The following is a 12,290-nucleotide window of genomic DNA, read 5'->3' as shown; positions in this document are numbered from 1 at the left end:
GACCCACCGGCGGCGCGCCCCACGCCGGGGCGGCGCCGGGTGGCGTGGCCCAACGTCACCCCAGCCAGCGCCGCAGCCGCTCGATCGCCTCGTCCAGGTCGGCGCGCGCGGTGGCGATCGAAAAGCGCACGAACCGCCCGCCGTCGGCCTGTCCGAAATCGGCGCTCGGGGTGGCCACGACGCGCGCGTGGTGCATCATGGCGCGCACAAACGCCGTGCTGTCGGTGGCGCCGGCGCGGGCCAGCCGCGCACCGGCGTCGGCCCAGACGTAAAACGCACCGTCCGGCTCGACCGGCACCGCCAAGCCCAGCGTGCGCAGCGCGGGCACGAACGCGTCGCGCCGGGCGGCGTATGCGGCGCGGCGGCGCTCGTACTCGGCCAGCGCATCCGCGTCGAAACACGCCAGCGCCGCGTGCTGCGCGACGGCGTTGGCGCAGATGTAGTGGTTTTGCGCCAGGCGCTCCACCACCGGCACGAGCGGTTCGGGCAGCACCAGCCAGCCCAGCCGCCAGCCGGTCATGCCAAAGTATTTGGAAAAGCTGTTGACGCTGATGACGTCGTCGCCCAACGCCAGCGCGGTGCGGCCGTAGCGCGTGTCGAACGACAGCCCGAGGTAGATTTCATCGACGACGAGCGCGCCGCCGCGGCGGCGCACGAGCTCCAGCACCCCACGCAGCGCCTCGGGCTCGATGGAGGTGCCGGTCGGGTTGGCCGGCGAGGCCAGCATCACGCCGCGTGTACGGGCCGTCCACGCCGCTTCCAGTTGCGCGGGCGTGGGTTGGTAGCGCGTGGCGGCGGTGGTCGGCACCGTGGTCGCGCTGACCCCAAGGCTGGTCAGGATTTGCCGGTTGCACGGGTAGCAGGGGTCGGGCAGCAGCACGTCGTCACCGGCGTCCCACAGGGCCATCGCCGCCAGTTGCAGCCCGGCCGAGGCCCCTGCGGTGATGACGATGCGCTGCGGCGACACCTCCACCCCCCAGCGCTGGGCGTACCAGGCCGACAGCCGCTGGCGCAGCGCGTCCAGCCCCAGCGCCGGGGTGTACTGCGTGCGCCCGGTGCGGATGGCTTGCTCGGCCGCGGCCTGCACGACCGGCGGCGCGACAAAGTCCGGCTCACCGACGTTCAGGTACAGCATGCGCGGCGCCCCGGGCGAGCGCGTGGCTTGCAGGGCCGCGGCTTCCTTGGCCACCTGCATGACGAGGAAGGGCGCCACCTGCTGGGCGCGTGCGCTGGGGGTGGGGTGGGTCATTTGCCGATGCAAAAGCGTGAAAAGATTTCGCCCAACAGATCGTCGGCGCCGAACGCACCGGTGATCGTGCCCAGGGCGTCGTGGGCCAGGCGCAGCTCTTCGGCCAGCAGCTCCAACGCGGGCGCAGGGCTGTCCAGCTCGGCCTGCGCGGCCAGCAGGTGCGCGCGCACGCGCTGCAGCGCCTGCACGTGGCGCTGGCGCGCGCTGTACAGCCCCTCGGCGGTCTGGCCCTGCCAACCCACCGTGCGCAGCAGACGCTGGCGCAGCGCATCCAACCCGGCGCCGGTGCTGGCCGACAGCACCACGCCGTGGTCACCGTGGTCGCCGCAGGCGGGCGCGTCGGGGGCGGCGTCGGCTTTGTTCCAGACGTCGATGACCGGCACGTTGGCCGCCAGCACTTTCTGCAGCCGTGCGGCGATGGCGGCGTCGGCGGTTTGGTAGGCGGCATCGTGCCGGCGCGTGAGGTCGTGCACGAACAGCACGGCGTCGGCCCCCTCGATGCGCTGCCAGGCGCGCGCGATGCCGATGCGCTCGACCTCGTCGACGCCCTCGCCTTCGCGCAGCCCGGCGGTGTCGATCACGTGCAGCGGCACGCCCTCGATCTGGATGGCTTGCTGCACCACGTCGCGCGTGGTGCCGGCAATGGGCGTGACGATGGCCAGTTCCGCGCCGGCCAGCGCGTTGAGCAGCGAACTTTTGCCGGCGTTGGGCTGCCCGGCGATGACGACGTGCATGCCCTCGCGCAGCAGCGCGCCTTGGCGGGTGCGCGCCAACACCTCGTCAACGCGCCGCAGCAGCGCGGTGAGTTGCCCCGCCGCGTCGGCCTGGTGGATGAAGTCGATGTCTTCCTCGGGGAAGTCCAGCGTGGCCTCGACCAGCATGCGCAGGTGCACCAGGTCGTCGCGCAGCGCCTGCACCGCCTGCGAAAACGCCCCGCCGAGCGAGCGCGCCGCACTGCGCGCCGCCGCTTCGGTGCTGGCGTCGATCAGGTCGGCCACGGCCTCGGCCTGCGCCAGGTCCAGCTTGCCGTTGAGGAAGGCGCGCTCGGTGAACTCGCCCGGCTGCGCCAGCCGCAGGCCCGCCAGGCGCGCGCGGCCCGTGCGCGGATCAGGCTCCGCGGCGGCCTGCAGGCAGCGCTGCAGCAGCAGCTGCAGCACCACCGGGCCGCCGTGCGCGTGCAGCTCCAGCACGTCTTCGCCGGTGTAGGAGTGGGGGGCCGGAAACCACAGCGCCAGTCCGTGGTCCAGCGCCGCGCCGTCGGCGCCGCGCAGCGGCCCGTAGTGGGCGTGGCGCGGCTGCAGGGCACGCCCGGTCAGCGGTTCGTGCAGCGCCGCCAGCCCCTGCCCTGACAGGCGCACGATGCCCACCGCGCCCCGCCCCGGCGCGGTGGCGATGGCCACGATCGGCTCATGGTGGCGCGGCAGCATACAGGGCCGTGCGGAGGATGCCTTTGGACAGCGGTGTGGCCCGTCCGCTTACTTGAAGTTGGGCAGGTTGAACTTGAGCGGCACGCCCATCGTGTGGTTGATGTAGGCCTGCTGCGCGATGGTCAGCACGTTGTTGACGATCCAGTACAGCACCAGACCCGCCGGGAAGAAAAAGAACATCACGCTGAACACGAGCGGCATCAGCCACATCATCTTGGCCTGCAACGGATCGGGCGGCAGCGGGTTGAGGGCGGTTTGCACCACCGTGGTCAGCGCCATGATCAGCGGCAGCACGTAGTACGGGTCGGGCGAGGACAGATCCTCGATCCAGCCCACCCAGGGGGCGTTGCGCATCTCGACGCTGGCCAGCAGCACCCAGTACAGCGCGATGAACACCGGGATCTGGATCAGGATCGGCAGGCAGCCGCCCAGCGGGTTGACCTTTTCCTCGCGGTACAGCCGCATCATTTCCTGCTGCAGCAGCTGCGGCTTGTCCTTGAGGCGCTCGCGCATTTCCATGATGCGTGGGTTGATCGCCTTCATCTTGGCCATGCTGCGGTAGGCGCTGGCGTTGAGCCAGTAAAACGCCGCTTTGATCAGCACCACCAGCAGCACGATGGCCCAGCCCCAGTTGCCCACCAGCGTGTGGATCTTTTCCAGCAGCCAGTACAGCGGTTTGGCGATGATGGTCAGCCAGCCATAGTCCTTGACCAGCTCCAGCCCTGGGGCGACCTCGCGCAGGACTTTTTCTTCCTGCGGGCCGACGTACAGCGTGGCCGCGGCGGTGGCGCTGGCCGCGCCTGGGGCGAGCGCCAGCGCCGGGCCGATCTGGCCCACCGCGTACAGGTTGTCCACCTTGCGCACGTAGTTTTCGCGCGGCGTGCCCTGCGGCAGCAGCCAGGCGCTGAAGAAATAGTGCTGCACCATCGCCACGTAGCCGTCGTCCGCCTGGCGTTGGATGTCGATGTTGCCCTTGTCGATGTGGGCGAACTCGACCTTTTGGTACTTGGCCGCGCTGCTGTAGACGGCCGGCCCGGTGAAGGTGGAGTAAAACGGCGTTTCGCTGCCGGCCTTGAGGCCGTCGCGCAGCAACTGCTGGTACGGCCGCACGTGCACCGGCGCGTCGCCCTGGTTGACGACCTCGTGCTGCACGGCGATGGCGTAGCTGCCGCGCTTGAACGTGTAGCGCTTGCGCAGCACGACGCCGTCGACCGGTTCGGACTCGAACACCAGGGTCAGCGCGTCTTGCCCGTCGGCCAGCGCCAGCGGCGCGCCGGCGGCGGCCGCAGGCTCAACCAGCCGCATCGGGGTTTTGTGGGTGGGCGCCGCGCGGCCTTCGGCCACCAGACCCGACTGCGCCACGTAGGTGCGCTGGCCATCGTCCACGAGCAGTGTCAGCGGCGTAAAGCCCTGGCGCAGCGCCTTGCCGGTTTCGGTGGCGTGCTTGAGCAGCTTGGCTTCGACCACGGTGCCGCCGACGCTGTCCAGCGTCAGCTCCAGCACGTCGGTGCGCACCGTGTGGCGCTGGCGCGGCACGCTCGGCGCGGGCGCCGCCGCGCCCCCGGGCGGGGTGGCCGTGGCCGCCACGCTCGGCTGCGGCACGTCCTTCGACGGCTCCGTCGGGGCGGTGGCGGCCGGGCGCGGCGTGCCCGCGGGGAAGAAGGTGGCGGGCTGCCCGTGGTGCACCTGCCAGCGGTCCCACAGCAGGATCAGCGAAAAACCAAAGATCACCCACAGGATGGAGCGGCGAATGTCGTTCATGACGTGGTCGGGGGATCATGCGGGGAGGGAGCGCCGCCTGTGAACAGCCGCGGCGCGCGTGCGGGCACGGGGTCGTGGCCGCCGGTGCACCACGGGTGGCAGCGCAGGATGCGCCGTGCGGCCAGGTAGCTGCCAGCGGCGGCGCCGTGGCGCTGCAGCGCCTGCAGCGCGTACGCCGAACAGGTGGGCTCGAAGCGGCACGACGACCCAAGCCATGGGCTCAGCAGCACGCGGTAGGCCTGTACCAGGCCGATCAGCAGCCGCTGCGGCAGCCGGGCCAGCTCGGGCAGCCAGCGGTTCAACACGCCGGCTCCTGCGCGCGGTGCGCGGTCAACCGCTGGGGCAGGCGCTGCGCCAGCAGTTGCAACAGTTCGGCGCGCACGGCCCGGCGCAGCGGGGCCGAGGTGGCGCTGGGGAATTCGCTCGTCGGCCACGCGCGCTTGAGGCGCACCACCCACGCGCCGGCCGGCGGTGGGTGCAGAGCCGCCACCGCGCGCACCTGCCGTTTGATGGCGTTGCGCGTGACCGCGCGGCGCGCCCAGCGCCGCGGCACCACCAGGCCCAGCCACGGCCCGGGCGCACCGAACGTGGCGCGCCACGCGGCGTCGTCGGCCGACCACAGCCGGCCATGCAGGGCGAAGTGCGCCGTTTGCACCATCGGGGGCGAGGCGAGCACCGCTTCGAACTGCGCGCGCCGCCGCAGCGGCTGCACACGCGCGTGCGTCAGCGTCGGCGAGGACGGCGGCACCGGCCGGGCGCGCACCACGGCGTCGGTGGCGTCAGACCGCCAAGCGCTTGCGGCCCTTGGCGCGGCGCGCGTTGATGACCTTGCGGCCGCCGCGCGTCTTCATGCGAACGAGAAAGCCGTGGGTGCGGGCGCGGCGAACTTTGGAGGGTTGGTAGGTGCGCTTCATATTCCACCAAACAAATGTGGTTGCGGATCGAAAACCCTCAATTATGGCAAATCCCGCGCTGAAGCGCCAACGCGGGCGCCCGGCCGGCGGCGCGCAGACCGCGGTGGCGGGCGCTGGAACGCACGCCCTGGCGGCTGTCAAGCGGGGTTGCCCGCTGTGGATAACTGGCGGCGCATCGGTACAATCCCGGTCAGTCATGAGTTCCCCACGCACCGTTTCCGACCCTGCCGCCGCCGGCGAGCCGCAGGCGCCCGACCTGTGGTCGGCGTGCCTCGAGCGGCTGGCGCAGGAGCTGCCCGCGCAGCAGGTCAACACCTGGCTGCGGCCCCTGGTGGCGCGCGTGGCCGACGACGGCTCGCGCGTGACGCTGGCGGTGGCCAACCGCTTCAAGCTCGACTGGGTGCGTGCGCAGTACGCCGGCCGCATCGGGGCGGCGTTGCAGGCCATTGCCGGCCAGCCGGTGACGTTGGAGCTGGTGTTGGCCCCGCGCGAGGCGCCCGCCGGCGCGGCGCGGGTGGCGGCGCCGCGCGTGGCCGTGCCGCTGCGCACCGAGGCGGTGCTGCCCCCGCTGCCCGAAGCGCCGCTGGCGTCGCCCGAAGCGGCGCCGCAGCACCATACGCGCCTCAACCCGGCCCTGACGTTTGCCACACTGGTGGAGGGGTCGGCCAACCGCATGGCGCGCGCCGCGGCGCTGCACGTCGCCTCCAGCCCCGGGCAGATGTACAACCCGCTGTTCATTTACGGTGGCGTGGGGCTGGGCAAAACGCACCTGGTGCACGCCATCGGCAACCACCTGCTGGCCGAACGCCCCGAGGCCAAGGTGCTGTACATCCACGCCGAGCAGTTCGTGTCGGACGTGGTCAAGTCCTACCAGCGCAAGACCTTCGACGCTTTCAAGCAGCGCTACCACAGCTTGGACCTGCTGCTGATCGACGACGTGCAGTTTTTTGCCAACAAGGACCGCACGCAGGAGGAGTTTTTCAACGCTTTCGAGGCCTTGCTGGCCAAGAAGAGCCACATCGTGATGACCAGCGACACCTACCCCAAGGGGTTGACGGACATCCACGAGCGGTTGGTGTCGCGCTTCGACTCGGGCCTGACGGTGGCCATTGAGCCGCCCGAGCTGGAAATGCGCGTGGCCATCCTGATCAGCAAGGCGCGCGCCGAAGGGGCGGTGATGCCCGAGGACGTGGCGTTTTTCGTCGCCAAAAACGTGCGCTCCAACGTGCGCGAGCTCGAAGGGGCGCTGCGCAAGGTGCTGGCCTACGCGCGCTTCAACCAAAAGGATATTTCGATCGCGGTGGCGCGCGAGGCGCTCAAGGACCTGCTCAACATCCAAAACCGCCAGATCAGCGTCGAAAATATCCAAAAGACGGTGGCCGACTTCTACAAGATCAAGGTCGCCGACATGTACTCGAAAAAGCGCCCGGCCAACATCGCGCGGCCGCGCCAGATCGCCATGTACCTGGCCAAGGAGCTGACGCAAAAGAGCCTGCCCGAAATCGGCGAGCTCTTCGGTGGGCGCGACCACACCACCGTGCTGCACGCGGTGCGCAAGGTGGCCGCCGAGCGCCAGGTGGACAGCGAGCTCAACCAGCAGCTCCACGTGCTGGAGCAAACCCTGAAAGGATGAGACGGGCATGATCGTCCTGCAAGCCACGCAAGAGCGGCTGATGGCCGCGCTGCAAGCGGTGTGCGGCATCGTCGAGCGGCGCCACACCGTGCCGATCCTGGCCAATGTGCTGCTGCGGCGCGACGGCGCCACGCTGCAGATGACCACCTCGGACCTGGAAATCCAGATTCGCTGCACGACCGACTTCGACGGCGATCCGGGGCCGCTGGCCACCACGGTGGGCGCGCGCAAGCTGCTCGATATCTTGCGCACCTTGTCGCCGCAGCACAACGTGGCGCTGGACGCCAGCGGCGCGCGGCTGGTGCTCAAGGCCGGCAAGAGCCGCTTCACGCTGCAGACCCTGCCGGCGGAGGACTTTCCGCTGGTGCAAGAGGCGCCGGCCTACGGCCCATCGTTTGCGGTGCCGCAAAAGGTGCTCAAGCGGTTGCTGGCGCAGGTGTCGTTTGCCATGGCGGTGCAGGATATCCGCTACTACCTCAACGGCATCCTGTTCGTGGCCGAAGGGCGGCGGCTGACGCTGGTGGCCACCGACGGCCACCGCCTGGCGCTGGCCAGCGCCGAGCTGGATGTCGAGGTGCCGCGCCAGGAGGTGATCCTGGCGCGCAAGACGGTGCTGGAGCTGCAGCGGCTGTTGACCGAGCAAGACGGCACCATCGAGATGCGCTTTGCCACCAACCAGGCCAAGTTGACGCTGGGCGCGCTGGAGTTCGTGACCAAGCTGGTGGAGGGCAAATTCCCCGACTACCAGCGCGTCATCCCCACCGCGCACCGCAACGTCGTGGTGCTGGGGCGCGCCCCGTTGCAAGCGGCGCTGCAGCGCGCGGCCATCATGACCAGCGACAAGTTCAAAGGGGTGCGGCTGCACCTGGAGCCGGGCCTGCTGCAGGTGGCGGCCAACAACGCCGAGCAGGAAGAGGCGGTGGACGAGCTGGACATCGAGTACACGGGCGATGTCATCGACATCGGCTTCAACGTGCAATACCTGCTGGATGTGCTGGGGGCGGTCAGCGCCGAGCACGTGCGCATCGAACTGCAGGACGGCAACGCGTCGGCGCTGATCACGGTGCCGGGCGACGAGCACTTCAAATACGTCGTGATGCCGATGCGCATCTGAAGCAAGGTCCAGGTCCATTGTTCATGAGCGAACCGCAACCGCACACCCCGCCGGGCACCGGCTACGGCGCCGACGCCATCCAGATCCTCGAAGGCCTGGAGGCGGTGCGCAAGCGCCCCGGCATGTACATCGGTGACACCTCCGACGGCACCGGCCTGCACCACCTGGTGTTCGAGGTGGTGGACAACGCCATCGACGAGGCGCTGGCCGGCCACTGCGACGACATCGTGGTGACCATCCACACCGACAACTCGATCAGCGTGGTGGACAACGGGCGCGGCATCCCCACCGGCATCAAGTGGGATGACAAGCACGAGCCCAAGCGCAGCGCGGCCGAAATCGCGCTGACCGAGCTGCACGCCGGCGGCAAGTTCAACCAAAACGCCTACAAGGTCTCGGGCGGCTTGCACGGCGTGGGGGTGAGCTGCGTCAATGCGCTGAGCCGCTGGTTGCGCCTGACGGTGCGCCGCGAAGGCCTGGTGCACCACCTGGAATTTGCCCGCGGCGAGGTCGTGGGCCGCTTGGTCGAAGAGGCTGTCGCACCCGACGGCAGCCGCGTGCAGGTGTCGCCGATGCGCGTGCTGGGGCCCACCGACAAGCGCGGCACCGAGGTGCACTTTTTGCCCGACACCGAGATCTTCCGCGAAAACCACGACTTCCACTACGAAATCCTGGCCAAGCGGCTGCGTGAGCTGAGCTACCTCAACAACGGCGTGCGCATCCGCCTGATCGACGAACGCACCGGCAAGAGCGACGACTTTTCCGGCGCCGGCGGGGTCAAGGGCTTCGTCGAGTTCATCAACGCCGGCAAAAAAGTGCTGCACCCGACCGTGTTCCACGCCACCGGCAGCCGACCGGCGGCCGACTACGGTGGCATCCCGGGCACCGAGATCGGCGTCGAAGTGGCCATGCAGTGGAACGATGGCTACAACGAAAACGTGCTGTGCTTCACCAACAACATCCCGCAGCGTGACGGGGGCACGCACCTGACCGGCTTGCGCGCGGCGATGACGCGCGTGATCGGCAAGTACATCGAAGCCAACGAGCTGGCCAAAAAGGCCAAGGTGGATGTCACCGGCGACGACATGCGCGAGGGCCTGTGCTGCGTGCTCAGCGTCAAGGTGCCCGAGCCCAAATTCAGCAGCCAGACCAAGGACAAGCTGGTCAGCTCGGAGGTGCGCGCGCCGGTGGAGGACATCGTCGCCAAGGCGCTGACCGACTACCTGGAGGAGCACCCGGCCGACGCCAAAATCATTTGCGGCAAGATCGTCGAGGCCGCGCGCGCGCGCGAGGCGGCGCGCAAAGCGCGCGAAATGACGCGCCGCAAAGGCGTGCTCGATGGCCTGGGCCTGCCCGGCAAGTTGGCCGACTGCCAGGAAAAAGACCCGGCGCTGTCCGAAATCTACATCGTCGAGGGTGACTCGGCCGGTGGCAGCGCCAAGCAGGGGCGGGATCGCAAGTTCCAGGCCATCCTGCCGCTGCGCGGCAAAATCCTCAACGTCGAAAAGGCCCGCTACGAAAAGCTGCTGGCCAGCAACGAAATCCTGACCCTCATCACCGCGCTGGGCACTGGCATCGGACGCAGCAGCGCCGACGACGCCGCGCGTGGCAAGGCCAACGGCGGCGACGACTTCGACATCAGCAAGCTGCGCTACCACCGCATCATCCTGATGACCGACGCCGACGTCGACGGAGCGCACATCCGCACGCTGTTGCTGACGTTTTTTTACCGCCAGATGCCCGAGCTGATCGAGCGCGGGCACGTCTACATCGCGCAGCCGCCGCTGTACAAGGTCAAGTCCGGCAAAGAGGAGCTGTACCTCAAGGACGACGCGGCGCTGCAGGCGTGGCTGCTGCGGGTGGCGCTGAAGGATGCGCGCGTGCACACCGGCGGGGCGCAGCCGCGTGTGCTGCAGGGCGACGAGCTGGCCGAGCTGGCGGCGCGCCACCAGGCCGCGGAGGCCGTGATCGCGCGCCTGAGCGCCGTCATGGACGCCGAGGCGCTGCGGGCCATCGCCGACGGTGTGGCGTTGAACCTGGACGATATGGCGCACGCCCAAGCCAGCGCCGAAGCGCTGCAGGCCGCACTGCGCGCGGGCGCCACCAACGGTAGCGCGCCTGAGGTGGTGGCCGAGCGCGACCCCCGCACCGACAAGCCCCTGCTGCGCATCAGCCGGCGCCACCACGGCAATGTGCGCGCCAGCGTCATCACGCAAGACTTTGTGCACGGCGAGGACTACGCTGCGCTGGCACAGGCCGCGCACACGCTGGGCGGCCTGCTGGGCGAGGGCGCCAAGGTGCAGCGCGGCGAAGGCGAGCGCACGCGCGAAGCGGCGGTGGACGACTTCCGCGCCGCGATGCGCTGGCTGCTGGCCGAGGCGGAGCGCACCACCAGCCGCCAGCGCTACAAGGGCCTGGGCGAGATGAATCCCGAACAGCTCTGGGAAACCACGATGAACCCCGAGGTGCGCCGGCTGCTGCAGGTGCGCATCGAAGACGCCATCGAGGCCGACAAGGTGTTCACGATGCTCATGGGCGACGAGGTCGAGCCGCGCCGCGTGTTCATCGAAACCAACGCGCTGCGGGCGGCGAATATCGATGTGTGAGTGAGCGGCGTCTGCCCCAACACCACCTGGAGTGCCCAAGGTGGTGGAGTGATACAATCACCTGACCGTGTCGCATGTGAGAGACAAAATCGGGCCCAAGGAGGATTCGTTCATGGCCCAGACCTCGATGCTGCACGTTCGGGTGGAATCAAAGCCCGCCAGCAGTAAGCGGGCGCCGTTGCCGCGGGTGAGCGACTACACCAAGGCGTTCCTCAAAGACTGGGAGCGCCTTTCGCGCTCGGGGCCGCTACGACCTGAAGCGGCTGAAGGAGGCGATGTTGCTGCTGATTGGCAACGATGCGCCGTTGGGGCCCGAATGGCTGGATCACCCGCTGAAGGGCGAGTGGGCGGATCATCGCGAATGCCACATCGGCGGCGACTTCCTGCTGAGCTACCGCCTGGAGGGCAACGCCATCGTCTTCGTGCGGGCGGGCACGCACTCGGATTTGTTCGAGGAGTGATCCGTGTGTAAGGGTTTGGTGTGACACCCATGTGGAATCGCAGCGTATTTTCCGTACCGAAGATGGATTGCCCGTCCGAGGAAAACCTCATCCGCATGGCGTTGCGCGACCTGCCGGACGTGGTGTTGGCCTTCGACCTGGCGCAGCGCCGTCTGACGGTGCAGCACCCGGGGCCGGCCGAGGCGGTGCTGGCCCGGCTGGAGCGGCTGAACCTGGGCGCGCGTCTGGCGCACACCGAGCCGGTAGCGCAGCCGTCCGCCCCGCCGGCGTCGACCGACGCGACCGAGTCGCGCGTGCTGTGGACCCTGCTGGCCATCAACGGGGCCATGTTTTTGCTGGAAATCGGGGTGGGCATCGTGGCCCAGTCCACCGGTCTGTTGGCCGACGCGATGGACATGTTTGCCGATGCCGCGGTGTACGGCGTGGCGTTGTTTGCCGTCGGCCGCTCGGCCGCCCGCAAGGTGCAGGCGGCGCATCTGGCGGGGTGGTTGCAGCTGACGCTGGCCTTGCTCGCGCTGGCCGAGGTGGGGCGGCGCTGGGTGCAGGGCAGCGAGCCGGTGTCGGCGCTGATGATGGGCGTGGGGGTGGTGGCCCTGGTGGCCAATGTGGCCTGCCTGTGGCTGGCGGCGCGGCACCGGGGGCTGGGCGCCCACATGAAGGCGAGTTACATCTTCTCCGCCAACGACGTGCTCGCCAACCTGGGGGTCATCGTGGCGGGCCTGCTGGTGGCGTGGACCGGCTCGCGCGTGCCCGATCTGGTCATCGGGGGCGTGATCGGGTTGGTCGTGCTCGACGGGGCGCGGCGGATACTGGCGCTGCGCTGAATGCCCATGCCGCCCGCCCGTGACCCCGCCCCGGCGCCGTGCGTGCTGGCCACGGGTTTGGTCAAACGCTATGGGGCACTTCTCGAAACCTCCCTAACCGTTGTCGCCAGTGAGCCGGCATGATGTCGCCCATGATCACCCCGCGCATCAAGCCCTCGTCCTTCTGGCGCTCTCAGCCCGGCGCTGACCTGTTCGTGCAAGACCAACGCCAAGCCAAGCTCGGCGGCTTCATCGCCAACCTGGCAGCAATGGACGAACTGATCGACTTCGCGGCCATTGCCGCCCGGGTCGACACCGCCTG

General features: G+C 69.3%; 11 protein-coding genes. 5 read left to right on the top strand and 6 right to left on the bottom strand.

Going from position 1 to position 12,290, the window contains the following annotated elements; translation table 11 throughout:
- Positions 1-55: 55 nt before the first annotated feature.
- The 6 genes from EDC36_RS12590 to rpmH are packed head-to-tail and all read right to left on the bottom strand — an operon-like array spanning position 56 to position 5,351.
- Positions 56-1,249 carry a pyridoxal phosphate-dependent aminotransferase gene (locus tag EDC36_RS12590; protein WP_132963617.1) on the bottom strand — a complete coding sequence of 398 codons (1,194 nt, stop codon included), beginning with the start codon at positions 1,247-1,249 and terminating at the stop codon, positions 56-58.
- Positions 1,246-2,676, bottom strand: coding sequence for a tRNA uridine-5-carboxymethylaminomethyl(34) synthesis GTPase MnmE (mnmE, locus tag EDC36_RS12585; protein ID WP_132963616.1), 1,431 nt, complete (start codon positions 2,674-2,676; stop codon positions 1,246-1,248). Before mnmE ends, EDC36_RS12590 begins: the two co-directional genes overlap by 4 nt.
- A gap of 48 nt (positions 2,677-2,724) precedes the next feature.
- A complete protein-coding gene (yidC, locus tag EDC36_RS12580; RefSeq protein ID WP_132963615.1) occupies positions 2,725-4,437 on the bottom strand; it encodes a membrane protein insertase YidC in 1,713 nt (570 codons plus the stop codon).
- Positions 4,434-4,709 carry a membrane protein insertion efficiency factor YidD gene (gene yidD / locus EDC36_RS12575; RefSeq protein ID WP_207895084.1) on the bottom strand — a complete coding sequence of 92 codons (276 nt, stop codon included), beginning with the start codon at positions 4,707-4,709 and terminating at the stop codon, positions 4,434-4,436. The genes yidC and yidD overlap by 4 nt, the downstream gene beginning before the upstream one ends.
- Before the next feature lie 26 nt (positions 4,710-4,735).
- Positions 4,736-5,185 (bottom strand): ribonuclease P protein component, encoded by a 450-nt coding sequence (locus EDC36_RS12570; protein WP_260680273.1) that lies wholly within the window; start codon positions 5,183-5,185, stop codon positions 4,736-4,738.
- Positions 5,186-5,216: 31 nt separating this feature from the next.
- Positions 5,217-5,351, bottom strand: coding sequence for a 50S ribosomal protein L34 (gene rpmH, locus EDC36_RS12565; RefSeq protein WP_047197195.1), 135 nt, complete (start codon positions 5,349-5,351; stop codon positions 5,217-5,219).
- 196 nt (positions 5,352-5,547) lie between these two features.
- On the opposite strand from rpmH, the gene dnaA reads away from it, so the two are divergent.
- The 5 genes from dnaA (at position 5,548) to EDC36_RS12540 (ending at position 11,989) form a co-directional block, all read left to right on the top strand.
- The gene (gene dnaA / locus EDC36_RS12560; protein WP_132963614.1) at positions 5,548-6,984 is read left to right on the top strand and encodes a chromosomal replication initiator protein DnaA; all 1,437 of its coding nucleotides are present in this window, start codon (positions 5,548-5,550) and stop codon (positions 6,982-6,984) included.
- Positions 6,985-6,991: 7 nt separating this feature from the next.
- Positions 6,992-8,098, top strand: coding sequence for a DNA polymerase III subunit beta (dnaN, locus tag EDC36_RS12555; protein ID WP_132963613.1), 1,107 nt, complete (start codon positions 6,992-6,994; stop codon positions 8,096-8,098).
- Between the two features lie 23 nt (positions 8,099-8,121).
- Complete coding sequence (gyrB, locus tag EDC36_RS12550) at positions 8,122-10,704, top strand: DNA topoisomerase (ATP-hydrolyzing) subunit B (protein ID WP_132963612.1); 2,583 nt, start codon at positions 8,122-8,124, stop codon at positions 10,702-10,704.
- 275 nt (positions 10,705-10,979) lie between these two features.
- Positions 10,980-11,165, top strand: coding sequence for a type II toxin-antitoxin system RelE/ParE family toxin (locus tag EDC36_RS13560; protein WP_132963611.1), 186 nt, complete (start codon positions 10,980-10,982; stop codon positions 11,163-11,165).
- 62 nt (positions 11,166-11,227) lie between these two features.
- Positions 11,228-11,989, top strand: a complete 762-nt coding sequence (locus tag EDC36_RS12540) for a cation efflux transmembrane domain-containing protein (protein WP_132963610.1) — start codon at positions 11,228-11,230, stop codon at positions 11,987-11,989.
- Positions 11,990-12,290 lie beyond the last annotated feature (301 nt).

The sequence above is a fragment of the Tepidimonas ignava genome, assembly GCF_004342625.1.
In the GTDB taxonomy this organism is placed as follows: Bacteria; Pseudomonadota; Gammaproteobacteria; order Burkholderiales; family Burkholderiaceae_C; genus Tepidimonas; species Tepidimonas ignava.
This window is presented reverse-complemented; position numbering and strand designations above follow the sequence as displayed.